Source organism: Streptomyces sp. NPDC043854, assembly GCF_056436005.1.
On record NZ_JBWKDK010000007.1, the window covers coordinates 57707 to 81401 of the forward strand.

Below are 23695 nucleotides of genomic sequence, written 5' to 3' on the forward strand. Positions count from 1 at the left end.
GCCCCCGCGCCCCCGTCCGCCCCACCCGCCCCGCCTGGAGGCAGTCATGAGCAGCAAGGGCTTCACCACGTGCCTGTGGTTCGACGGCAACGCGGAGGCCGCCGCCGACTACTACCTGTCCGTGTTCAAGGACGGCAAGCGCGGCCGGATCGCCCGCTACACCGACGCGGGGCCCGGCCCGGCCGGCAAGGTGATGATCGTCGAGTTCGAGATCAACGGCCAGAAGTTCGTCGGACTCAACGGCGGGCCGCAGTTCCCGTTCACGGAGGCCGTCTCCTTCCAGATCCACTGCGCCGACGAGGCGGAGGCCGACTACTACTACGAGGCGCTGACCAGGGACGGCGGCGAGGAGTCCGCCTGCGGCTGGGTCAAGGACAGGTTCGGCGTGTCCTGGCAGGTCGTCCCGCCCGGCGCCATCGACCTGGTGGCCGACCCGGACCCGGCGCGGGCCGCCCGGGCCACCGCCGCGATGATGAAGATGAAGAAGCTCGACGTGGCGGAGATGCGGCGGGCCGCCGACACCGCCTGACCGCCGGGCTCAGCCGGCGATCCGGGCCAGCAGCGCCGGCAGGGCGGTGCCGATCGGCTCGCGGATCACCTCGTCGGCGAGTTCGTCGTACGGGGTCTCCTCCGCGTTCACGATGATCAGGCGGGCCCCCGCCTCCGCGGCCATCCCGGCCAGCGAAGCGGCGGGCTGCACCTGGAGCGTGGACCCGACGGCGATGAACACGTGGCAGCCCTTGGCGATGGCCACCGCCTGCGCCAGCACCTCCTGATCGAGGCGCTGGCCGAACATCACGGTCGCCGACTTGAGGATCCCGCCGCAGGCCGCACAGGCCGGATCCGGATCCCCGGCGGCGACCCGGTCCAGCGCCTCCGCCATCCCCGAGCGGGCGCCGCAGGCCGTGCAGACCACCTCCCGGGCGGTGCCGTGCAGCTCCAGCACCTTCCGCGCCGGCATCCCGGCGAGCTGGTGCAGCCCGTCCACGTTCTGGGTGATCACCCGTACCGGCGTGCCGCTGCGCTCCAGCTCGGCGACGGCCAGGTGCGCCGCGTTCGGCCGGGCCGCGAGCGCCCCGATCTCGGCGCGCATCCGCCAGGACCGGCGCCGGATCTCCGGGTCCGCCATGTAGTACTCGTACGTCACGAGCTTCTCGGCATCGGGCTCCCGGCGCCACAACCCCTGCGGCCCCCGGTAGTCCGGAATCCCGGAGTCGGTGGACATCCCGGCCCCACTGAACACTGCGACAAGCGGCTTACCCATGGACCGACCCTACGGACCGGCGGGGCCGGACCGCGACCGCATTACCGCCGGCCGCGGCCCGGCGGAGCCGACCCGCGGTGAATCCCCCTGCGGTGAATCCCGCCCTCCACAGGAGTGAGATCCGGCTCCCGCCCCTGCCCGCGCCACGCTCCGCCGGTTACACATCCGGCATGAGACTCATGCCGTACGGTGTCGGCGCCGCGCTGCTCAGCCTGCTCGCGCTGCCGGCCCCGTCCTCATCCGCCGCCGCTGCCGACCCGGCCCCGGCGCACGCCCGCCACCGGCACACCGCCGCCGACATCACCCGCTTCCTCACCTCCTTCTACGGGGACCACGGCCCCTCCGACCGCGACCGGTCCCAGCGGGTCTCGCAGCACCTCCAGGACAGACAGGCGCTCAGCCCGAACCTCGACATACTGCTCTGCGCCCGGCAGGAACCGCAGGACATCGCCATCGGGCCCGTGACCGTCGCACAGTCGGCCAACGTCGGCTGGGCCACCGTCACCACCCACTGGACGTCCGGCACCACCGACACCTTCACGGCGTACGTACGCCTCGACTCGCAGCCGATCAGGCTGGACGACGTCATCTGCGCGGGCTGACCGGCACGGGGGGCCGCGGTGCCCGTAGGCTGGCCGCATGCCGACCACCGTCCTGTACTGCTCCGATCCGCTGAACGAGCGCCGGGTCGACGCCCACTTCGCGACGGAGGCCCGGCAGCTCCGCGCCGAGGGCGCCGCCGTCCACCTCGTCGACCACGACGCCCTCACTGCCGGGGACGCCGAGCGCGCCGTGGCCCGTGTGCCCGCAGGGGCCGGACCGGTCTGGTACCGCGGCTGGATGCTCCCCGGCGACCGGTACGCGGAACTCGACGCGGCACTGCGCCGCCGCGGCGCACGGCTCCTCACCGACCCGTCCCGCTACCGGCGCGCCCACGAACTCCCCGGCTGGTACGCGGCGTTCGCCGAGCTCACCCCGGCAAGCCGCTGGCTCCCCACCCGTCCGGGCCGGACCCCGGACCCGGAGCGGCTCGCGGCACTGGCCGCCGGGCTGCCGGCCGGGGCCGGCGTGGTGAAGGACTACGTGAAGTCCCGCAAGCACGAGTGGCACGAGGCCTGCCACATCCCCGACCTCGCCGATCCGGCCGCCCTGCACCGCGTTGTGGGCCGATTCGTCGAACTCCAGGGCGAGTTCCTCGAGGGCGGCGTGGTACTGCGCGCCTTCGAGCCGTTCGGCGCGGCCGGACAGGGGCCGAGCGAGGCGCCGGGGGAGATCCGGGTGTGGTGGCGGGACGGCGCCCCGCGGCTGGTCACCCCGCATCCCGACAGCCCGGTGGGCGCCGCCGGCACCCCGGCCGGGGCCGGCGACGGCGACGGCCCCCGGCCCGGCCTGCCGGATCTCGAACCGATGCGCGCCGCCGTCGAGGCGCTGGACTGCCCCTTCGTCACGACCGACCTCGCGCTGCGCGCCGACGGCGTGTGGCGGGTCGTCGAAGTGGGTGACGCACAGGTGAGCGATGTCCACCGCGCCGTCGAACCGGCGGCCTTCGCACGGCTGTTGACGGACACTCGGTGCCCCTGACGGGCTCCTGCGCATCTGGTAGAACACCGCACATGACGGGATTCGAGATCACCGGCGCGAGCGCCGCCGACATGGAACTGATGCGCACCTGGGCCGATGCGGAGGGCTGGAACCCGGGTGACTCCGACCGGTTCGCGTTCGCGGTCGCCGATCCGGGCGGCTTCCTCATCGGCCGGGTCGACGGTGAACCGGCGGCCTGCATCTCGGCCGTGCGGTACGGGTCGGGATTCGGCTTCATCGGCTTCTACATCGCGACCCCGGCCTTCCGCGGCCAGGGGTACGGGATCCGGCTGTGGCACGCCGGGATGGAGCGGCTCGCCGGGCGGCTCGTCGGCCTCGACGGGCTGGTCGAACAGCAGGACAACTACCGCAAGTCCGGGTTCCTGCCGGCCTGGAACAACGTCCGCCACGAGGGCCGGCCGCATCCCGCGGGCCCGGGTGGCGCGGGCCAGGGCGCCGGTGGGTTCGAGGTGGTCGACGCCGCCACGCTGCCCTTCGGCCTGCTCGCCGCGTACGACCGCCGGTTCTTCCCCGAGGCCCGCGACTCCTTCCTGTCCGCCTGGACCGCGCTGCCCGGCCGGACCGCGCTCGCGGCCGTCCGCGACGGCCGGATCGAGGGCCTCGGCGTGGTCCGGCCGTGCAGCGGGGCCTCCCGGATCGGCCCCCTGTACGCGGCCGGCCCGCAGGTCGCGGCCGCCCTGCTGCACCGGCTCGCCGAGCACACCCCGGACGGGGTGGTCGCCGTGGACGTGCCGGACGCGAACCGGGCCGCCACGGAGCTGGTGGCCGGCCTCGGCCTGGTCCCCACCTTCGAGGCCGCCCGCATGTACACGGGGCCGGTGCCGGACATCGAACTGGCCGGGCTGTACGGGGTGACAAGTCTCGAACTCGGCTGACGGCACACGGCAGTTTCCCCAGTGTGCGCGGGGTCGGCGATCGAGCTGCGGCAACCCGCTGTGACCCGGGCGGCGGTCGCACGGCGCCGCCCGGTCCACCCGGCGCTCCCGCTCGGAAGCCGGCTCAGAAGTCGAACAGGGTGCCGCTGCTGTGCCGCTGGGCGCACGGGTTGGCGAAGGTGTACGAGTAGCTGATCCGCCGGCCCTGCCAGAACCCGTCGGCAGTGACCGTCATGGGGTTCCACTCCCTCGTGCAGTCGACCCCGGGCAGGGGCTCGGCGACCGCGTCCAGCCGGTCGCCGTGCCTGCGCAACTCGGCGCACGCGGCGGCCGGGGACGGGTGGGTGCCGCGCGGGGCGGGTGAGCAGACCAGGGTCACTGCGCGCAGCGCCGTACCGTACGCGGGGTCCTCCCCGGCGGTGACGGCGAGGACGAGGGCGGAGGGGGCGTACACGCTCTCGGTGCCGGTCGGCGCGGCGTCGGCGGTTCCGGGCCAGGCCAGCGCGGTGAGCGCAGTGAGCGCCATGGCGGCGGAACCGAGGCCGAGACTCCGGGCGATGGACCGCATTTCGAACTCCCTTGGGGTGGCTGCTTCGGATAGCGGACAGGAGTCTTGCCGACGCGGGCGCCGAACGCCCCCTCGTACCGTGATTTTACGTCACCGATCGTGAGCGCATGTATGCAGTCCGCAGCCGTGTGAAGGCGCTGACCTGTGCGGGAACGCGTCTTCGAAACGGCCGAACACACACGCCGAAACCTTTGTCCACGGGGGTCTGGCCGGGGGGTTTACCCGGTTTTCACAAACCTACTCCGGCATGCGGGGCGTACAGGTCGAGCAACCGGGTCCGGGTCTGCTGCAGGCGCATCGCGAGGACCCGTCCGACCCAGTGCCCGACGGCGGAGCCGAAGGCCGGGTCGGCGTCCATGAGCATCCGCACCGCGGTCGCGTCGAACTCGTACGCGCGCACCGGGGTCATCGCCTCCGCGCTGAGCTGCCAGACGTACGGCGGGAACAGCCAGGACCAGCCGACCAGCTCCCCGGGTCCGAGATTCTCGACGGGGGCGGGCCGGCGGCGGCCGGATACCGGGATCTGCAGGGTCACCGTGCCGGAGCGCACGATCCAGAACGACTCGGACGGGGTGCCCTCGTCGAAGATCCGCGCGCCCTCGGGAAAGTTGACCTCGCGCGCATGGGACATCAGGCGTTCGCGGTGTTCGGCGGAGAGCACTGCGGCGATTCGGATGGGGGATGGTGTGCTCACGACGGCCTCCGATCAGGGCCCCCCGCTAACCCCAGTGTGGCCGACACCCGTGCGATTGCGGCAGGTGGCGGCGCCATGGTTTGCCGTCATTCCTCGGCGCCGGCCTCCAGGCAGGCCAGCTCCATCGCGTCGAGGACCGCCTCGTGGCTGCGCCGGCTCAGCTCCGCCACGTTCTCGATCTGCGCCGTCGCCCAGGACGCCAGCGTCATCACCAGGACGCGCAGCCCGTCCGTGCCGTGCTCGGCGAGGATCTCGTCGGCCACGGCCATCGCGTCCTCGGGCACCCGCTCGGGCGGCTCCAGCCCGGCCAGGCCCCGCAGCATCACCAGGGTGCGGCGGGAAATCTCCGGGGTGATCCTCGCCAGCCGCAGGTCTTCTTCCTCGTCCATCAGCCCCGCCGCCCTCCCGTGCCCTCGCCCTCGCGCTGTCCCTTCAGGGCACGGTAGAGGTCCGGGGCCGCCCGCGGGCGGGTTTCGGCCGGGCAGGCCCGTGGAAAGTGGCTGCCGCACGGGCTCCCCGGGTGCTGACCGGCCGGTAACTTGTCCGCGGCGGCCGCCCTGCGCTGCCGCCCCCTGCCGACCCCCCGACCGGGCGGGCCGGACCCGGGGCGGGACCGGGGACGGGGCCGCGGGCCGGCGGATGCCGCCGCCGAGCAATTTCGCATCCAATACGCCAAGTGTGGTGAACAGACCGGCGAATCGGCCTAGGGTGCGCCCGTACGGCCGGGGAGGGCGGCGCCCGGTCCCGGCCGCCACCGCACCGCGCACACCGATCGGGTACACACCGAACTGGGGGGCCTCATGCGCAGAACCAGAGGGCTGGCAGGAGCACTCGCCCTGTCCCTGGCCGGGACCGCCGCGGGAGTCGGTCTCGGCCTCCTCCCGCAGGCGGCGGCCGTCACCCCGCCCGTGGCCTTCACCGCCGACGCGCTGCCGACCTGGCAGCCCGACGGCGTCGTCTGGGCCCTCGCCGAGGCCGGCGGTACGGTCTTCGCCGGCGGCACCTTCTCCGCCGTACGGCCGCCCGCGGGCGGGGCCGGCGCCGAGCAGCCCGCCGTGAACTTCGTCGCGCTCGACGCGGCGACCGGCGCCCCGACCTCCTGCAAGCTGTCCTTCACCATCGGCTCGGGCACGGCCACCGTCCGCGCCCTCGCCCTCTCGCCGGACAAGAAGACCCTCTACGCCGGCGGCTGGTTCGGGGCCGTCAACGGCACCCCGGTCTCCAGCGTCGCTGCCGTCGACGTGGCCACCTGCACGGTGAAGCCTTCCTTCCGCCCCGCCTTCGCGGCGACCGTACGGGCCCTGGCCGTCACCGGCGACACCGTGTACGCGGGCGGCGACTTCCTGACCGTCGCCGGGCAGCCGCGCGAGCGGTTCGCCGCCGTCGCCGCCTCCGACGGCGCGCTGAAGCCCTTCAGGGCCGACGCGGACGAGCCGGGCCGGGCCGTCGAGGTCACCCCGGACGGCCGGAACGTCATCCTCGGCGGCGACTTCTTCACCGTCAACGGCACGAACAGCCACGCCCTGGCCGTCGTCGACGCCGCCGGCGGCGCGCTCACCAAGGCGTACCCGAACTTCATCGAGACCAACTCCGTCGTCAAGGACATCGCGGCCGACGCGACCGGCTTCTACACCGCCAACGAGGGCACCGGCGGCGGCGTCTTCGACGGGCGCATCGCGCTCAACCTCTCCGACCTCGGCCAGCGCTGGCGCGACACCTGCCTCGGCGCCACGCAGGCCGTGCTCCCGCACCAGAGCGTGCTCTACAGCGCCTCGCACGCGCACGACTGCTCCGGCGTCGGCGAGTTCCCCGACGGGCAGCGCCACCACCTGCTCGCCCAGCCGACCAGCGGCACCGGCAAGCTGGGCTGGGCCCCCGACACGAACGACGGCATCGGCGAGGGCATCGGCCCGCGCGTGATGGCGGTCGGCTCCCGGGGCGGCGTCCAGTACCTGTGGGTCGGCGGCGAGTTCACCACGGTCAACGGGGCCGCACAGCAGAGCCTGACCCGCTTCGCCTCCACCGGGGACACCGGAGCGCCGACCACCCCCCTCGCGAGCGCGGCGAGCTTCCGGCCCGGCGAGGTACAGGTGCGCTGGCGCACCAGCCTCGACCTCGACGACAGCACCCTCACCTACCGGATCCACCGGGGCGGAGCGGCCACCCCGATCGCCACCGTCACCGCCGACTCGCTATTCTTCAAGCGCCCCCAGGCGTCCTGGACCGACACCACCGTCACGCCCGGCCAGACGTACACGTACCGGGTCAGCGCCACCGACGCCGCCGGCAACACCAGCGCCCTGTCGGCGACCGCGACCGTGACCGTGCCGCACTCGGCCGACGCCTACGCGGACCGCGTCCGCTCCGACGGCGCCCAGCTGTACTGGCGTTACGACGACACCGTCCTGCCGTACGCCGCCGACTCCTCGGCGGGCGGCAACCAGAACGGGGTGCACCTCGGCGCCCCCGCCCTGCGGCAGACCCCGGCGGCGGTCTCGGGCGCCGGCACGGCGATCGGCTTCAACGGCACCGACACCCGCATCCACGGGGACCTGCGCCAGACCGTCGGCAGCAGCTACTCCGTGGAGACCTGGTTCAAGACCGGCACCACCCGCGGCGGCAAGCTCGTCGGCTTCGGAAACAACCAGGCCCGCGGCAGCTACCAATACGACAAACACGTCTACATGACCAACGACGGGCGCCTCGTCTACGGCGTCTACACCGGCGCCACCCGCACCATCACCACCGCCGGCGCCTACAACGACAACAAGTGGCACCACGTCGTCGCCACCCAGGGCCCCGGCGGCATGACCCTCTACGTCGACGGCGCCCAGCAGGGCACGCTCGCCGTCACCACGCACGAGAACTACTCCGGCTACTGGCACGCCGGCGGCGACAGCCTCGGCGGCTGGCCGAACCGCCCGACCAGCGAGTTCTGGGCCGGCCAGCTCGACGAGACCGCCGTCTACGGCAGCGTGCTGACCCCGGCGCAGGTCCGGAACCACCACGCCCTGGCCTCCGCCCCCGCCGACTCCGTCGTCCGGGTGACCGCCGCCGAGGACACGTACGCGAACGCCGGCGCCCCGGACGGCAACTACGGCACCTCCGGGTCGCTCGCCGTGCGCGGCACCCCGCTCTACCAGAGCCACCTGCGCTTCAACCTGCCCGCCGCGCCCGCGGGCACGGTCCTGAAATCGGCCGTGCTCTCCGTGAAGACCAGCACGATGAGCGGAGCCGGCACGGCCGACACAGTGTCGGTGGTCCCGGTCACCGGCGCCTGGACCGAGAGCGGGACCACGTACAACAACCGGCCCGCGCTCGGCGGCCCCGCCCTCGGCAGCTTCGCCGGCATCCCCGACGGCTCCGCCGTGCACACCACGGCCCTGTCCACGGCAGCCGTCGGGGCCGCACTCGGCACCGGCTACAGCCTCGCCCTGACCAGCCCCGGCACGGACGCGCTGTGGCTGTGGTCCTCCGAGGCCCAGGCCAACGAGGGGACGCCGCAGCTCACACTGACCTTCGGCGCGCCGTAGCGGCGCCGGCCGCAGGGGGAGTACGTCCTCGCCCGCGCCGAGACCGGCGCGGCCCTCGCCGGGCGGTACCGGTGAGCGGCGGTCAGCGCGGCGGCTCGACCTCCAGGAAGCGGCGCCTGCGCGGGCCGCGGTAGAGGAGGCAGACCCAGCCCAGCGCCTCCAGCGCCGCCGCGCAGGCCCCCAGCCGCTCCTGCTCCTCCAGGGCCGCGCCGCCGCCCGGCGGGCCGACCCACGACACCTCGACCCGGCCACCCGGCGGCGGGCCGGGAGCCACCCGGTACCCGGTCCGTGCCCGCCGGCCCTCCGCGTCCACCGCGGACGGCGGGAGACCGGCCGCCTCCAGGACGAGAGCCACCGCGCGCGGCATCTGCCGCAGTTCCCACGGGGCGGGAACCGCCGCGCCCGCCCCGCCGCCCAGCACGCGGCGGATCTGCAGCAGCCCCTCGTACGCCGTGCGCACCTCGCCCGCCCGCTCGGCGGTGGCCGGCACGGCCGGACCGTCGCCGGTCGCCGGCTCGAACCCCTGCCCGGGTGAGACCACCGCCCACCGCCCTCCCTGAGTACGCCGTATGAGTACGCCGTATGAGTACGCCACAGCCAACCACCTGAGTATCCGCGCCGATTCCCGGGCGGCCCGCCGCTGATCGAATGGGGTCATGACTTCCGACGCCCCGCGCGGCGCGCACTGCCCGCCCCGCTCCCCCCGCCCGCGCATGGAGCACGTGACCGTGGCCGGCTCGGCCCTGGCCGTGGCGCTGCTCCCCCTCGTGGTCGGCGTCCTCGTGGCCAAGGGCATGGCCGCCGACCCGCACACCCCGGTCAACGCCCTCATCACCAGCGGGGGCCAGCGGGCCGGGCTGCCCCGCGGCGAGTGGCGGCGGCGCGGCCACACCACGATGCACCGCCTGCGCACCGTCCGCCGGAGCACCGTCCGGCGCTGCGCGGCCGTCCGCGCCCGCCGTACCTCCGCCTCCTGAATCCGGCCGAACCGGCCGCCGGTCAGCGCCCGTGCTGCCGCATGCACAGGTCCACGATCGACGGCGGTACCGCCCCCTCCGCGGCCGCGCACAGCTCCTCCCCGCCGGGGGACGGCACCGGCCGCGGCAGCGGAACCGGCTCCGGCGTCGGCTCGGCGGCGGGGGAGTGCTGCCGGCGCAGGGTGCGGCGCGGCAAGGGGCCCGGCGGGTGCGCCCGCCGGGACGCGGCCGGCTTCACGGGCCGTGCGGCGGCCGCCCGGCCCGCCGCCGTGGCCGGTGCGGTCTCCTCCGCCGGGAACGGCGGCCGGTCCGGCACCGGGACCGGTTCCTGCTCCGGCGGCTGCGGCCGGGACAGCGGCGGCGCGCCCGCCGGCGCTTGCTCGGCCGGCGTCGACCGGGGCGGCTCCGGCGCGGGGGACGGCCCGCGCGGCGACGCCGCCTGCGTCCCGGCCGACGGTACGGACGTACGCGCCGGAAGCGGACCGCCCGGCGCGGGCGGAGCCGGAGCCGGGTGCGGGCCCACGGAGGCACAACCGGTGCTCGCGAGCAACGCGACGAGAGACAGGGGCAGGGCCCGGCGTAGCTGCATCCGACCACGATGCCGCACGGCCCGGCCGACGATGCCGCCCGGCTCACGCGTCCGGGTGACGGACCGCTGATTCCCGGCCGACCGCCGGATCGACCGCCCGACGCGGGCGGACGGATCGGGCAGTTCGGACAGCAGGCTTGACCGCAGCCGCCCGGGCGGCAAGAGTGCGCCGGTCAGGTATACGGAGGACCACCGCACGAGTCGCACATCGGAGACAGCCCAGATGCCCCTACCGGTTCGCTTCCCGCAGACCCCGGCCGCGCGGCGACGCAGCGCCTGACCGGCGCAGGGCGCCGGGCTCCGGCGGTCGGCACCACGCCGCCGCACAGACCCCGCCCCGCCGGGAGACCACCGTGTCCCACCACCCAGAAGCCAGCGGACCCGCCCACCCGGACCCTGCGTTCACCCCCGCCCACCCCGGCCCCGCAGCCGGCCCGTCGCAAGAGGCCGTGCCCGCTTGGCCCGAGCCCGGTCCGTGGCCCGAGCCCGGTCCGTGGCCCGAGCCCGGCCCGTGGCCGGAGTCCGGTCCGGCCGCGGACCCCTTCGACGCCCCCTGGTCCGGGCACGGCCCCGAGGAGCCCGGCCGCACCCCCGGCCCCACGGCCGACGCCGCAGCCGCCACGGCGCCGACGGCCGCCCAGGCCGGCCGCCCGCACGCCCGGCACGGACGCCCGGACGACCGCCGGCAGGACCGCGGCAGCCGGCTCCCGTGGGCGGTGGGCGCCCTGCTCCTGCTCGGCACGGCCGGCGCGGTGGCGTTCTGGCCGGGTGAACCGGAGACCGAGCGCTCCGTACGGCGGCCCGACCTGTCCGTCCCGGTCCTCCCGGGCAGCAACCACAGCGGCGGTGGCGCCTCGCCGACCCCCTCCGCACGGGACACCGCCACCCCGTCCGCCCAGCCCAGCCCGTCCGCGAGCCCCTCGGGGAAGCCATCGCCCACACCCAGCACAACGGCCCCCTCACCGTCCGTGCAGGGCGAGACGCTGAGCATGGGCGACCGCGGGCCGGAGGTGACCACCCTCCAGCAGCGCCTGTACGGGCAGGGGTTCACCTACGTGCACATCTCCGGCGTCTACGACGGCCAGACCAAGCGCGCTGTCGCCCAGCTCCAGCAAGACCGGAACATCAAGGGCGACCCGGCAGGCGTCTACGGACCGGCCACCCGGGCCGCGTTCGGTATCTGACGCGCCGTCCGGTCGCGGCAGCTGTGCAGGCTAGCACCGTGAAATCCACTGGACCAGCGGAAATACCCCGCGGAGAGTGGGCGGCGTCCTGTTTCGCCTCCGTCCGAGGAGCCGCCCATGTCCACTTTGCGGGTCACCGTCGAAGAGCTGACCGTCCACGAGCACCCCAACGCCGATGCGCTGGAGCTGGCCCAGGTGGGCCTCTACCGCGCCGTCATCGCCAAGGGGGCCTACCGCACCGGCGAGTTCGCGCTCTACATACCCGAGCAGGCCGTCCTGCCCGCCGCCTTGATCGAGGAGCTCGGCCTGACCGGCCGGCTCGGCGGCTCCGGCGCCGACCGGGTCAAGGCGGTCCGCCTGCGCGGCGAGCTCTCGCAGGGCCTGGTGTGCCGGCCGCGGGCGCTGGCCGGCGTGGACCTGGCGCGGGCCGCCGAGGACGGCACGGACTTCGCGGAGCTGCTCGGCATCACCAAATGGGTCCCGCCGATCCCCACCACCATGAACGGGGACGTGGAGGCCGCCCCCGACCTGCTGCCGTGGGTCGACATCGAGAACCTGCAGCGCTACCCGCACATCTTCGAGCCCGGCGAGCCGGTCGTCCTCACGGAGAAGCTGCACGGCACGGCCTGCCTGATGACGTACCTCGCCGACGACGGGCGCGTCCTCGTCTCCTCCAAGGGCTTCGGCTCCAAGAACCTCGCGCTCAAGGAGGACGAGCGCAACCTCTACTGGCGGGCCGTACGGGGACACGCAGTCCCCGAAGTGGCCGCCAAGCTGGCCGCCCGGCTGGGCGCAACGCGGGTCGGCGTCTTCGGCGAGGTGTACGGGGCGGGCGTCCAGGACCTGGCGTACGGGAACGACGCGCGCGCCGCCGGCCTGCCCCCCGGGTACGCCGTCTTCGACGTGTCGGCCGAGATCGACGGGCACGTGCGCTGGCTGGACCCGGCGGAGCTCTTCGCGGACGGCGAGCTGCCCCTCGTACCCCGGCTGTACGAGGGCCCGTACGACCTGGACACGGTGCTGGAGCGGGCGACCGGCCGGGAGACGGTGTCGGGGCGGGAGGTCCACCTGCGCGAGGGCGTGGTCATCCGCCCGGCCGTCGAGCGGTACAGCCCGGTCGTGGGCGGCCGGGCCATCGCCAAGGCGGTCAGCCCGGCGTACCTGACGCGCAAGGGCGGCACGGAGTACGAGTGACGCGCGGCCTGAGCGACGGGAACCCCCTTCCGTGGTGGGATGGGGGAAACCCCCACACGCTCACGGAGAGGCTCGGGTAGATGTCCGAGGACACCATGCGGGCAATGGCGTACGACAGGTACGGCGGGACGGAGGTGCTCTCCGAGAGCCGGCTGCCGCTGCCGAAGGTCGCTCCCGGCGAGGTCCTCGTCAAGGTCAGGTGCGCGGGGGTCAACCCCGTCGACTGGAAGATCATGGCGGGCGGGCTCGACGGCCTGATGGACGTCCTGTTCCCGGTGGTGCCCGGCTGGGACGTCTCCGGGACGGTCGAGCGGGTCGGGATCGACGTCCCCGAGTTCGCCGTCGGCGACGAGGTGATGGCGTACGCCCGCAAGGACCACGTCCACGGCGGGACCTTCGCCGAGTACGTCAGCGTGCCCGTACGGGCCCTCGCGCCCAAGCCGGCCTCGCTCGGCTGGCAGGAGGCCGCCGGGCTGCCCCTGGCCGGACTGACCGCGTACCAGCTGCTCACGCGGCTCGGCACGAGCAAGGACGACACCGTCCTCATCCACGGCGCCGCAGGCGGCGTCGGCTCCTTCGGGGTGCAGATCGCCCGGGCGCTGGGCGCCCGGGTCATCGGCACCGCCTCCCCCCGCAACCACGACCGGCTGCGCGAGCTCGGCTGCGAGCCCGTCGAGTACGGCGAGGGCCTGGTGGACCGGATCCGGGGACTCGCCCCCGACGGCGTCACGGTGGGCGCGGACTTCGTCGGCGGGGTCCTGGACGTCACCACGTCGGTCCTCGCGCCGAACGGCCGCCACGCCTCCATCGCCGACCACACGGTGCTGGGCGCGGGCGGCCAGTGGATGTGGGTCCGGCCGATCGGCAGCGACCTCGCCGAGCTGGGCCGGCTCGCCGACAGCGGCCGCCTGAAGGTGACGGTGGCCGAGACCTTCCCGCTCCCGGACCTGGCGGCGGCCTTCGAACTCAACCAACAGGGCCACACGGCCGGCAAAATCATCATCAACCTCTGACTCCCGGCCGGAGGCACCCCCGGCCCGGATCCCGCATCCGCGGCCCGGGAGCGCCTCCCGTCAGGGAAGGGTGGGGAGCGAGCCGCAGCGGGCCGGAGAGACCTCGACCCCCGGCAGGTCGGCGCACCAGGGGGCCGCCAATGCCGACAGACGGGCCGCGTCCGGCGGCCGGCTGCCGAGGCCGATCGCATAGTGCGCCGAACAGGACGAGGACGCGAAGGGGCGCGGCCAGGCGTGGGCGTCCCGCACCCCCGCCTCGGCCAGTACCCCGAGCAGTGCCCGCATCCGGCCGCGGGCCCGGCCCAGAGACTCCTCGAACTCCCGCGGATCGTCGCCCCGTACGCTCACCACGGCCCAGGCGGCATGCCGGCGGTGCAGCGGCGGCGGGGCGAGGAGTCCGGCTTCCGCCTCCCCGGTTTCGGCGCGGGATTCCAGGAGCTCCCAGGCCTGGTACAGCTCCTGCCCGAGCAGGTCGCGCAGGCCGGGCCCCACCTGGGCCGTGCAGCTGCGGACCGGGGAGGACGGGGTGAGAACCGTGACCGGGTCCGCGCCCGTGCCCGTGTCCGTGACCGGGTCCGTGGGTGCGGCCCCGGGTGCAGGGGCCAGAGCGACCGGGGTCCGCCAGTCCCAGGCGGCCCAGGTCCCGAAGAACGCGCGGAGCAGGGCCGCGGGGGAGAGGTCCGTGGCTTCGCGGACCGTCCGCGCCACCAGCACCGCCCAGGCAAGCCCCGGCAGCCCGCCGAACGGCGCCGAGTCCAGGCCGCGGACTCGGGCCCAGGCCTTCACCTGCCGCGCCAGTTCCGCGAACGCCGCCTGCCGGGAGCCCCCGGAACCGTCGGAGCCCACGAAGCCGCGTACCGCCTCGGCATCGCTGACCGCGCTCAGCGCGATCGCCGCCGCCTCGCCGAGCTCCGCCCGGCGCTGCACCGCCTGCGCCGGATCCACCGCCCCCGTGGCGACGACCACCAGGTCCACGTCCAGCCCGTCGACGCGCAGCCGCAGCCCCGGCACCCGGGCGCCCGTCACCTCCCGGATCCGGTCGGCGGCCTGCGGCAGGGCTGCCGCGACCCGGGCCCGTACGTCCGCGAGGTCGACCGCGCCGGGCAGTGCCGCCACCAGGTCCAGGTCCGCCCCCGGCAGGGCGCAGCCCATGCGGCGGGATCCGGCGACGTGGACCACCCCGTCGGCCAAGGCCTGCGCGATGCGCTCGGTGACGGCCCGCACCGCCCGGTCGCGGCCGTGGCCGGCGTCAGCCGGCCCGGGCTCCGGCCCCGGCCCGGGCTGCTCCGCCATCCACCGCACCGCGCCCGTGCCGAGCTCCACCGTCGCCCGTACCCGCATCGGCTCGTCCCCGCGCCGCGAGAGCACCGCCAGCTCCCCGACCCGGGCCGGGAACGCTGCCCCGGCGCCGCCCAGCCGCGCCGTGAACTCCGCCAGCGCCCGCTGCGGATCCGTACTGCGGCCCAGCGTCAGGTGCGGGGTGTACCCCTCGCCGCGCCCCCGGCAGCCGGGGAACCGCGCGGCGAGCTCCCGCCGCAGCTCCTGCCACGGTGCCTCGCCGGCGGCGGCCGGGTCCAGCCAGAGCACGGCATCCTCCCGGCGCCCGAAGTCGTGCACGCCCGCCAGCCGCACCGCGAAGGGGTCCGTCGCCGCGGCCGCCTCGGCCAGCAGCGGCAGCGCCTCCTCGAAGGAGGACTCGGGAACGAAGCCGAACAGCAGGTTCACGTGCGCGGGCCAGCGGTCGGCCGCCGGGTCGTGGTCCCGGCGCAGCTCCTCGACCGCGGCATGGTGCGGGGGCAGCCAGGCCACGGCCGTATGCGCGGTCGCCGGTACGCCGAGCACCGCACGCCCCGCGGTCCGGGCACCAATCCCGGCCCCGGCCTCCGCACCGGCCCGGGCGCCCCCGCCGGCGTCCTCCCCGGTGAAGTCCAGTACGGCCTCCACCCCGTAGTGGTCGGAGACGAACAGCCCGTCCGCAGCAGGGGAATCCCCCCGCAGCGCAGCCCGGCGCACCTCAGCGGCCGCCGACCGCAGCAGGACGCGGTCCAGCCGGCCGGGACGCCCGGACAGCGAGCCCACCGCGGCCAGCGGATTGGCCACCGGGTCGAAGGTCGGCGTGGTGTCCTGCGCCCCGTGCACCTCGGTCCACGCGTCCCGCATGCCCAGCACCGCCGCGGGTCCGTCCGGTCCGCCGCGGCCGTCGTTGAAGTCGCCGAGCAGCGCCACGTGGGCGTCGATGCCGTTCAACCCCTCATAAATGGCGTCCAGTTCGGTGCTGCGCCGCTCGGCCCCGTTCTCGCTGTGATCGCTCGTCAGGTGGACGCAGGCCACGACGAGCGCCCCGCCCACCGTGTGGACCGTCACCGCCGCGACGGCCTTGTACGGCCCCAGCAGATGCAGCCCGGCCTCGGCCACCGGCAGCCGGCTGAGCACGAGCAGCCCGCTCGTGGCGACGTCCTTGCCGGCCGGGTCGGTTCCGACCGTGTACCCGGCCCGCACCCACGGCTGCGCCAGCAGCATGCCGAGCAGCTCGGGTTCGACCTCCTGGAGCGCGATGACGTCGGCATCGGCGGCTTCCAGCTCGGCGAGCAGCAGCGGCCTGCGCCGGGCGGTGGCGATGTGCGCGGCGTCGTAGCGGTCCCACAGCGTGTTCCAGGTCAGCACCCGCACCCGCCCCGGCCCCGGCCCCGGCTCCGCGGCCCCCGATGGGGGAGCCCCGGCGGGCCGCCAGGCGCCGTCGGCCGGATCCCAGGCGTGCGGGGTGCAGGCGGTGAAGAACGGGGCCCGCAGCAGGCGCGGGGCGCGGACCCGCCCGGCCTGCGTGGAGTCGATGAGGTCCAGGCCGCTGGCCCGGTCCCAGACGAGCTCGCCGTCCGCCTCGACGAACAGCACCCGGTGCCAGGGGATGTCGCCCCCGGGCACGAACGCGGGCAGCGGGATCCGCTTCGGCGGCGCCCCGCGCTGGTGCAGTCCGAGCACGAACCGCGCCGGGTCGAACCGGGGGTCCCAGCGGACCTGGTGGTACAGCTGCTCACTGGTGCGCATCAGCAGTCCCCGTCCGTCGCGTCGAGGGTTCCCGCGGTGTCCTCGACGGCGCCGCCCGCGCCGATGTACCGGATGCGGTGCGCCTGCCCGTCTCCCGGATACGGCGGGCTGAACCGGTGCAGCTGGGAGGTCAGCACCTGGGGCGGCACGGGGTGGCGGCGTACGGCGTTGCGCCGGAGCAGCTCCGCCTCCTCCACCAGCACCACCGCATGGGTGACCAGCGCGTCGCGGCGGGCGGCGACCGCGCCGGCCAGCCCGCGCTGCTGCGCGGTGAGGGAGGTGGCGTCCCAGACGACGGTTCCGCCCGCGGCCAGCGCCGCGTCCAGCCGGTCGAGGCCCTCGCGCAGCACGTCCGCGTTGGCACGCTGGTCGGCCCGGGAACCCCGGGCGGCCCGCAGATCGTCCAGGCTGACGTACGCGGCCACGCCCGGCAGGCTCCGGGCGTACGTGCTCTTCCCACTGCCCGACGGCCCGCACAGCTGCACCAGCCGCGGGTAGCCGCCGTCCCGCCAGCGCCAGGTCGCGGCCACCGCCTCCTCGGCGGTGGAGATCCCGCCGCGGGCGAAGGCCTCGCGGGCCTCGGCCCAGCAGCGGTCCGCCGCGTCCGCGTCCACTGCCGCCAGGTCCGCCAGGGCCGTCCGCAGCCCGGCCCGGAGCGGGCCGAGCGGGTCGGGGCCGAACAGCCCCTCCTCCTGCGCGTGAAGCGCCGACCACTCCACGCACTCCCGGGCCTCGGCGTCCGCCGGATCCCCGGCGGTCCCGGCCCCCGTCGCCGTCCCCGCCCCCGCCCCCGTCCCGACGGCGGCGAGCGCGTGCAGCACCCCGAGGTCGGCCGCGGAGGCCATCCGGACCAGCCCGGCCCGGCGCAGCTCGTCCGGGAACGGCCGCCGCAGCCGCGGGTACAGCCCGACCAGGTCGGCGACCCGGCGCGCCAGCGGCATGCCGAGCGGCCCCGCCGCCAGCCGCGCCGCGACCCGGGCCCGCGGGGTGCGGTGCAGTACGGCCGCGAGGACGCCGGTCAGCCGGGCGTCCCCGGTGCGGCCCAGCGCGTCGAGCCGCCCCGCCACCTCGGCGACGACCGGATCGACGGCGCCGCCGGGAGCCGGTCCCGCCCCGGACCCGGGCCGGAGGCCGAGGGCGGCCGACAGCCCGGCCACATCGGGTTCGGCGCCCGACCGGACCGCCCACAGGGCGGCCTGCGGGCCAAGCCCGTTCGGTACCACGGGGGCGTACATCCAGTGCGTGCCGGTCCGCACGTGGCCGCCCCGGACCCACTTGGCCACGCACCGGCCGAAGTCGGCGCGGGCGAAGCCGGCCGCCGTCCGTACGACGTAGCCCTCCTGGCGGGCGGTGTCGACGCGCAGCCCGCGCAGCGCGCGCTCGTCGAAGACGCCCCGCCACAGCACGCGCGGGACGGGCACCCCGAGACCGCGCAGGAAGCGCACGGTGCGGTCCCAGTCGAGGCACTGCTCGCCGTCCCACACCGAGAACCCGTAGAACCAGCTGTCGAGGTCCTCGTAGGGGATCGAGTGCCGGGCGTACAGGTTCTCCCCGCACACGCGCCAGCCGGCGGGTATGCCCGCGCCGATCCGGCTCTGGAGGCCCTTGACCCAGGCGCGGGAGGGGTGGTGGCCGGAGTCGAGGGAGCGGGCGTGCAGGCCGTCCGCGTACAGGGTGGTGTTCTCCCCGTCGAGCTTCTCGGTCACGACGACCTCGCGCCCGGCGAGCCCGGCGAGCCCGGCGGCCCGCACGTCGTCCGCGGTCGTCCCCGGCGACCACGGCAGATGCGGGGTGCGGGGGTAGTGCGTGCGCATGAACGGCTCCTGCTCGGCAAACGTGGTGCCAGGTCACTGTAGGTTTCCGGCCCGGCCCCCTCCACCCAATATCCGCCCTGCCCGCCCAGTGCCGGGTCAAGCCGCTCCGGACGGCCCCGGCGTTCCGGGGCCGGGCCGCCGCGTCAGCCCTGCCGACCGGCGAGGAGGGTGAGGATGTCCGCCGTCGGGCGGACGTCGCCGAAGCTGCGGTGGACCGTCGCCAGGGTGGCGTTGTGGGCGGCGTCGCTGTGCGTCGCGCACCCGTCCGCCGCCAGGACGACGCGGTAGCCGAGCGTCGCAGCGTCCCGCACGGTGGCCTCCACGCACACGTTGGTCACCAGACCGCACACGACCACCGTGTCCACACCGCGCGCGTCGAGCACCTCGGGCAGGGGGCAGCGCCCCGGGAAGAACGCGGAGGCGGCGCTCTTCTCCACGACCGGATCCTCGGGGCCCGGCACCAGATCGGGCCACAGCCGGTCCGTGACCGTGCCCGTGCCCCCGGCGAGCCGGTAGCGCTCGGCGACCTCGGGCCCGTGGAAGTCCACCGCCCAGCGGGTGGGCTGCGCCCCGACGGCAGGCAGCACCCAGGCCACGGTGCCGCCGGCCGACCGCATCCCGTGCGCGAGGGCCTGCACCTGCGGCACGATGCCCAGCCCGAACCCGTTGCCCGCCACGAAGAACCGCACCATGTCGACCACCACCAGCGCGGTCCGCTCCCCGGACAGCTCGGCGTACGCGTGGCGTCGGCCCCGGCGGCGCTCGTGCCGCGCGTACTCGTCCGCCTCGATCCGCCACACGTGCCGCCGCGGCTCCATCCCGTCCGCCACGTCCGTTCCCTGGACGTCCATCAGAAGTCGGCTCCTCAACGGCACAGGGCGGCGATCTCGGGGGCGACCGTGCCCTTGGCCGCCTCGCACAGGGGTCCCATGTCGTAGCTGCGGCCCGGGACGGGCCCGGGATACGGCTGCGCGAGCGGCCGCTTGCGCGGCTTGGACGCGGAGTTCGACGTGGACGCGGACGTCGGCGCCGACCGGGGCTTGGAGGCGGAGCCGGGCTTGGACTGCGGGGCGGGCCGCTCCGCGGCCCGGTGCGGAGGCGGGCCGGCAGGCGGCGCTGGAGGACCGGGTTCCGCGGCGGCTGCCGCGGACGGGGGAGTCGGGGAGGCCGGCGCCGGTGTCGGCAGCGGCGCCAACGGGCGGGCCGCCACGGTCGGTTGCCGGATCGCGGCCCCGGCCGCGGCGGGCTCCGGACCGGGCGGGTCCGGGGGCGCGGACGGCCGCACGGTCACGCACCCGGCGGTCAGCATCACAGCGGCAAGGATCAACGGCAGGGGCGGAGTTGCTCGACGCGACTGCATCCGTCCAGCTTGCCGTACGGGCCGTTCGGCGAGCCACGAGCCGTCATGCGTACGGGTGATCCGCGCCCGCGGCTCACGCCGGCGTACGCCCCCGCGAGGCGAGCCGCAGAGCGTGCTCCAGCGGGCCGCGGCGCAGCGGGCTGTCCGCCCAGACCCGCTGCCAGCCCCACGCCGCCGCGACCGACACCCCGGCGAACGCGGCGAGCGCGGTCCAGGACGCGGCGCCGTGCGCCGGGCCCGCGAGCACCAGCGCGTGGGCGACGTACGCGCTGAGCGCCATCGCCCCGAGCGCGGCCAGCGGCCCCAGCACCAGCACGCCCGCCCGGCGCTGCGCGGTGAGCACGAAGAGCCCGATCAGCGCACAGCCCACGCCCGCGTTGCCGATCGTCTCCAACGGCGTCTGGCTGTACGGGTCCGCGACCAGCAGCCACTCCCAGGAGGTGCTGGGTATCGCCCCGTACTGCCCGCCCAGCACCTCGCCCACGGGATCGGCGGCGGCCGCCGCCTCCGGGTGCCGCTCCGCTATCACCGACAGCAGCCGCTCCCGGCCGCCCAGCGGGTGGGCCCACAGCCAGGCGGCGCCGTATCCGGCGACCGCGGCGGCCGTGCCCCAGACCGCCATCCACGCGGCGGAACGGCGCTCCCGCAGGTCGCACAGCCGGCCCAGGGCCAGCCCGACCAGGACGTACGGAAAGTAGGTGGCCAGCGGGTAGGCGCCGGTCAGCAGCAGCTCCAGCAGCGTCCGGCCCAGCCCGTCCCAGCTGGTCAGGGCGGAGAGTTCGGGCACCGCGCCGCGCCCGGCGGCGGCGTACCCGAACACCGGGCCGAGCAGGTACGACAGCAGCGGGCCCGCCACCACGGACGCGCCGGCGGCGGCGGTGAGCACCGGGGTGGTGAGGCGGGTGAAGGGCTCGGCGGCCAGGAAGTACACGGCGAAGAAGGTGAGGATGACCAGGATGCCCGGCCACAGTGCGGCCAGGACCAGCCCGAGCACGGCCAGCACCGCGCAGCGGGTCAGCAGCGGGCGGTGGCGCTGCGCCCGGCTGCCGGAGCTCTCCGCCGGTGTGCCGCCGCCGCTGCGCTGGGCGAGGGCCAGGGAGAACCCGGCGAGGAGAGTGAACAGGGCGGGTGCCCGTCCGTCCGCCGCGACCACCAGGTAGCCGGCTCCCTCGGGCTGCGGGCCCGGGCCGACGTGAACGGCGAACATGCCGAGGACGGCGAGTCCGCGGACGGCGTCGACCCCGGTCAGGCGTCCCGGTCCGGCACCGTTGCGCGGACGGGAAGCGCCGGCCACTCGCATGCCTGTGCTTGCCTCTCCATCTGTCCCGGCCGGGGCCGGTGTTTTCACGTGGTCGGACCGGCGGGTTTCATCCCGACAGTCCGCGCCGCGAACATACCAGGGACGGCGTAACAAGGTAATAAGTCGGTATGGCCGGCATGGGAGCGGCACCGGAGGCCCCGCGTACGCAGCCGGACCGCCGCCCGGGCCGCCGCCGGGGAAATCCCGGGTGCGCGGCCCCCGGTCCCGCAGCATGGGGGCATGAACGACAGCGTGATCACCTACACCGTCTACGTCCTGTCCGATCCCGCACGCGTCTGGGAAGCCCTGACCGACCCCGCCTTCACCCGCCGGTACTGGGGCCTGAGCTTCGAGACCGACTGGGCGGTCGGCTCGCAGATGGCGTGGGTGGAGCGCGGGACCCGGACCAGCGATCCCGAACAGGTGGTCCTCGACTGCGTGCCGGACCGCAGGCTCTCGTACACCTGGCACACCTTCACGGAGGAGTGGGCGGCCACGGTCGGGGTCGACGAGGAGCTGCGGGCCGAACTGGCCGCGCAGCCGCGCACGAAGGTGACGTACGAGATCGAGCCCGTCGGGGACGCCCTCACCCGGCTGACGATCCGACACGAGGGCTTCGAACCCGGCGGCACGCTGATCGGCATGTGCGCAGAGGCCTGGCCGATGCTCGCCTCCAGCCTCAAGACCCTGCTGGAGACGGGGGCCCCGCTGCCGGAGGAGGGCGGCGCCGGGCCCGGCCCGGAGCCGACCGTGTGACCCGGCGGTACCCTGCACACCGGCTCCCGCCGGCGGTCGTGTGGAATGGGCTGCATGGGGACACAAGAGGACCTGATACGCCCGGCCGAAGCGGCGCAGCCGGCGGAGCGCTGGCGCTACGCCCGCCACCTCGAAGCCTTGGCCGCCGCCGCGCCCGCAGCGGGGCGCGCCGAGCCGGCGGGCGCCGCGGGCGAGGCACACGCCGTGGCCGCCGTGCTGCGCGACCCCGACCCGGTGATGGCCGACAGCGCGGTGGTCACCCACCTGGACCGCCGCGCCAGCCAGCTCCTCGGCGATGCGGCCTTCCCCGGCTGGGCCGACGCCATGGCCGCCGTCCTCGGCGGCCGCGCCTTCCCCGCCCGCAGGCTGCGCGAGTGGACCCTGCTCAGGGCGATCGGCCGCGGCGAGCCGTGGTCGGAGGCGGAGCTCACCGCCGCCTCGGACTGGTGCCAGCGCACCGCGGCCGTTCTGCTGACCTCGTACGAGGCGCTCACCCTGCTCGCGGGCTCGGCCCGCACCCGGCGCGTCCGCAACGCCGCCGCCCAGCGCCTCCGCCGCAGCACCCTCCCGGCCTGACCGGCGCCCGTTCGGCAGTGCCGGCCGCGGCGGCGGAATCCGCCGGCAGGCGGTGGGAGGGGGGCCGGTGGGGGGTGTACTCCCCGATCGGGAGCGGCAGTTGTTGCCGGGCGGCTCGGTCCCGTGGGGGCGCCGGCTCCGGGTGCGAACGCGGGCGTGAAGCGGGGCGGAAGGGGCAATTCGGGGCATTGGTGGCTGCGGATTTGATCGCCCTGTACAGGAGTCTCGTCATTCGGGCATCCCGCGGTTTATGGTCTGCCTACCTGGCCGGGTATCAGCGTTGATCAGATGCCGTACCACTGGAGGCTGTACTCCGTGTCGCACGTTTCGCAAGCTCCCGTCACCACCCCCGACGGCGAGCCGGCCGCGCCCGCTCCCACCACGTACGGCGAGGTCAAGGGGTGGTTCTCGGACTGTGACCAGGCGCTCTTCGACTGGTTCCTGACCCACCAGAACAGGGACGGGGTGAAGCCGGGCGACCTTCTGGAGCTCGGCGCGTTCATGGGGAAGAGCGCGATCTTCCTCGGGCAGTACCTGCGGGACGGCGAGGAGTTCACCGTCTGCGACCTGTTCGACTCGCCGGCGCCGGACGAGTCCAACCTCGCGGAGATGCAGGGCTCGTACCCGACGCTGACCCGCATCGGGTTCGAGACGAACTACCGGGCGTTCCACGAGGAACTGCCGACGATCATCCAGGCCCCGACCTTCGTGGTCGCGGACCGTGTGCGCCCGGCGAGCTGCCGCTTCATCCACATCGACGCCTCGCACCTGTACGAGCACGTCGTCCAGGACATCGCGTCCTCCCGCGTCGTGGCCGCCCCGGGAGCGGTCGTCGTCTTCGACGACTACCGCTCCGAGCACTGCCCCGGCGTCGCCGCAGCCGCGTGGGGCGCGGTCGCGGTCGACGGCCTCCGGCTGATCGCCGTGTCCGGCGCGAAGCTGTACGCGACCTGGGACGACCCGGAACCCTACCGCTCGGCGCTGCTCGAGTGGCTCGAGGGCCGGTCGGACCTGTGGACCGGCGTGGAGATGGTGGCGGACCAGCCGCTGGTCCGCATCGGCGACCACGGGGCCGTCCCGCCGGCGGTCCCGAAGCCGCTGCGGCCGGCTCCCGAGCCGCCGGCTCCGCCCGCGCCCACGCCCGCTCCTGCGCCGAAGCCCGCACCCCGTCCGGGTGCCGCCTGGCGCGAGCTCGCGAAGGACCTGCTCCCGCCGGTGATCACCCGCGCGATCGTGGCCCAGCGGCGACGTCGGCGGCGTTGATCGCCATCATGACGGCCTGAGGTGCGGGCCCCGGGGGCGGGGTCCGCACCTCACGCATGTCCGTTGCGCCCCGCGTCAGCGGCCGCGT

At 75.4% G+C, this 23695-nt stretch carries 23 protein-coding genes; 12 read left to right on the forward strand and 11 right to left on the reverse strand.

The features are described from left to right. Nucleotides 1-46: 46 nt before the first annotated feature. Nucleotides 47-529 (forward strand): VOC family protein, encoded by a 483-nt coding sequence (locus tag AC068A_RS09225; RefSeq protein WP_478582928.1) that lies wholly within the window; start codon nt 47-49, stop codon nt 527-529. 9 nt (nt 530-538) lie between these two features. On the opposite strand, the gene AC068A_RS09230 is transcribed toward AC068A_RS09225, so the two are convergent. Further along, complete coding sequence (locus AC068A_RS09230; protein WP_478582931.1) at nt 539-1264, reverse strand: SIR2 family NAD-dependent protein deacylase; 726 nt, start codon at nt 1262-1264, stop codon at nt 539-541. A gap of 170 nt (nt 1265-1434) precedes the next feature. Here AC068A_RS09230 and AC068A_RS09235 point away from each other — a divergent pair, with 170 nt between their 5' ends. From AC068A_RS09235 to AC068A_RS09245, 3 genes are read left to right on the forward strand one after another with little or no spacing between them, the layout of a single operon-like run. Beyond that, nucleotides 1435-1866, forward strand: a complete 432-nt coding sequence (locus AC068A_RS09235) for a hypothetical protein (protein WP_478582933.1) — start codon at nt 1435-1437, stop codon at nt 1864-1866. A 37-nt stretch (nt 1867-1903) separates the two neighbouring features. After that, entirely contained in the window at nt 1904-2845 is a 942-nt protein-coding gene (locus tag AC068A_RS09240; protein WP_478582935.1) for an ATP-grasp domain-containing protein, read from the forward strand. A 32-nt stretch (nt 2846-2877) separates the two neighbouring features. Beyond that, the gene (locus tag AC068A_RS09245; RefSeq protein WP_478582938.1) at nt 2878-3741 is read left to right on the forward strand and encodes a GNAT family N-acetyltransferase; all 864 of its coding nucleotides are present in this window, start codon (nt 2878-2880) and stop codon (nt 3739-3741) included. Nucleotides 3742-3865: 124 nt separating this feature from the next. Here the strand turns inward: AC068A_RS09245 and AC068A_RS09250 are convergent, their stop codons facing one another. The 3 genes from AC068A_RS09250 to AC068A_RS09260 form a co-directional block, all read right to left on the reverse strand. Then, complete coding sequence (locus tag AC068A_RS09250; protein ID WP_478582940.1) at nt 3866-4309, reverse strand: SSI family serine proteinase inhibitor; 444 nt, start codon at nt 4307-4309, stop codon at nt 3866-3868. A gap of 229 nt (nt 4310-4538) precedes the next feature. Beyond that, a complete protein-coding gene (locus AC068A_RS09255; RefSeq protein WP_478582943.1) occupies nt 4539-5003 on the reverse strand; it encodes a Crp/Fnr family transcriptional regulator in 465 nt (154 codons plus the stop codon). Between the two features lie 86 nt (nt 5004-5089). Further along, nucleotides 5090-5392 carry a hypothetical protein gene (locus AC068A_RS09260; protein ID WP_478582945.1) on the reverse strand — a complete coding sequence of 101 codons (303 nt, stop codon included), beginning with the start codon at nt 5390-5392 and terminating at the stop codon, nt 5090-5092. 411 nt (nt 5393-5803) lie between these two features. Between AC068A_RS09260 and AC068A_RS09265 the strand changes: the two genes are divergently transcribed. Next, on the forward strand, nt 5804-8536 hold the full coding sequence (locus AC068A_RS09265) for a CBM96 family carbohydrate-binding protein (RefSeq protein WP_478582946.1): 2733 nt from the start codon (nt 5804-5806) through the stop codon (nt 8534-8536). 82 nt (nt 8537-8618) lie between these two features. On the opposite strand, the gene AC068A_RS09270 is transcribed toward AC068A_RS09265, so the two are convergent. Then, nucleotides 8619-9077 carry a hypothetical protein gene (locus AC068A_RS09270; RefSeq protein ID WP_478582948.1) on the reverse strand — a complete coding sequence of 153 codons (459 nt, stop codon included), beginning with the start codon at nt 9075-9077 and terminating at the stop codon, nt 8619-8621. A 115-nt stretch (nt 9078-9192) separates the two neighbouring features. On the opposite strand from AC068A_RS09270, the gene AC068A_RS09275 reads away from it, so the two are divergent. Then, on the forward strand, nt 9193-9513 hold the full coding sequence (locus AC068A_RS09275) for a hypothetical protein (RefSeq protein WP_478582950.1): 321 nt from the start codon (nt 9193-9195) through the stop codon (nt 9511-9513). Nucleotides 9514-9535: 22 nt separating this feature from the next. On the opposite strand, the gene AC068A_RS09280 is transcribed toward AC068A_RS09275, so the two are convergent. Continuing rightward, nucleotides 9536-9829 (reverse strand): hypothetical protein, encoded by a 294-nt coding sequence (locus AC068A_RS09280; protein WP_478582952.1) that lies wholly within the window; start codon nt 9827-9829, stop codon nt 9536-9538. A gap of 626 nt (nt 9830-10455) precedes the next feature. Here AC068A_RS09280 and AC068A_RS09285 point away from each other — a divergent pair. The 3 genes from AC068A_RS09285 (at nt 10456) to AC068A_RS09295 (ending at nt 13493) form a co-directional block, all read left to right on the forward strand. Beyond that, entirely contained in the window at nt 10456-11286 is an 831-nt protein-coding gene (locus tag AC068A_RS09285; RefSeq protein WP_478582954.1) for a peptidoglycan-binding domain-containing protein, read from the forward strand. A 117-nt stretch (nt 11287-11403) separates the two neighbouring features. Next, nucleotides 11404-12480 carry an RNA ligase (ATP) gene (locus AC068A_RS09290; RefSeq protein ID WP_478582955.1) on the forward strand — a complete coding sequence of 359 codons (1077 nt, stop codon included), beginning with the start codon at nt 11404-11406 and terminating at the stop codon, nt 12478-12480. Between the two features lie 104 nt (nt 12481-12584). Beyond that, nucleotides 12585-13493, forward strand: coding sequence for an NADP-dependent oxidoreductase (locus AC068A_RS09295; protein WP_478582957.1), 909 nt, complete (start codon nt 12585-12587; stop codon nt 13491-13493). A gap of 60 nt (nt 13494-13553) precedes the next feature. Here AC068A_RS09295 and AC068A_RS09300 read toward each other — a convergent pair whose 3' ends face one another. From AC068A_RS09300 to AC068A_RS09320, 5 genes are all read right to left on the reverse strand, one after another. Further along, complete coding sequence (locus AC068A_RS09300) at nt 13554-16538, reverse strand: poly(A) polymerase (RefSeq protein ID WP_478582959.1); 2985 nt, start codon at nt 16536-16538, stop codon at nt 13554-13556. Further along, complete coding sequence (locus tag AC068A_RS09305) at nt 16538-18352, reverse strand: RNA ligase family protein (RefSeq protein ID WP_478582960.1); 1815 nt, start codon at nt 18350-18352, stop codon at nt 16538-16540. The genes AC068A_RS09300 and AC068A_RS09305 overlap by 1 nt, the downstream gene beginning before the upstream one ends. Before the next feature lie 143 nt (nt 18353-18495). Next, complete coding sequence (locus AC068A_RS09310) at nt 18496-19203, reverse strand: cysteine hydrolase family protein (protein WP_478582962.1); 708 nt, start codon at nt 19201-19203, stop codon at nt 18496-18498. A gap of 14 nt (nt 19204-19217) precedes the next feature. Further along, nucleotides 19218-19664: a hypothetical protein gene (locus AC068A_RS09315; protein ID WP_478582964.1), complete on the reverse strand. Its 447-nt coding sequence runs from the start codon at nt 19662-19664 to the stop codon at nt 19218-19220. A gap of 121 nt (nt 19665-19785) precedes the next feature. Continuing rightward, entirely contained in the window at nt 19786-21012 is a 1227-nt protein-coding gene (locus AC068A_RS09320; RefSeq protein ID WP_478582965.1) for a DUF418 domain-containing protein, read from the reverse strand. A gap of 240 nt (nt 21013-21252) precedes the next feature. Between AC068A_RS09320 and AC068A_RS09325 the strand changes: the two genes are divergently transcribed. The 3 genes from AC068A_RS09325 to AC068A_RS09335 all read left to right on the forward strand — a co-directional run bounded on the left by AC068A_RS09325 (nt 21253) and on the right by AC068A_RS09335 (nt 23607). Further along, a complete protein-coding gene (locus tag AC068A_RS09325; RefSeq protein ID WP_478582967.1) occupies nt 21253-21768 on the forward strand; it encodes an SRPBCC domain-containing protein in 516 nt (171 codons plus the stop codon). A gap of 54 nt (nt 21769-21822) precedes the next feature. Then, on the forward strand, nt 21823-22344 hold the full coding sequence (locus AC068A_RS09330) for a hypothetical protein (protein WP_478582970.1): 522 nt from the start codon (nt 21823-21825) through the stop codon (nt 22342-22344). A 288-nt stretch (nt 22345-22632) separates the two neighbouring features. After that, entirely contained in the window at nt 22633-23607 is a 975-nt protein-coding gene (locus AC068A_RS09335; protein ID WP_478582972.1) for a class I SAM-dependent methyltransferase, read from the forward strand. Nucleotides 23608-23695: the final 88 nt, after the last annotated feature.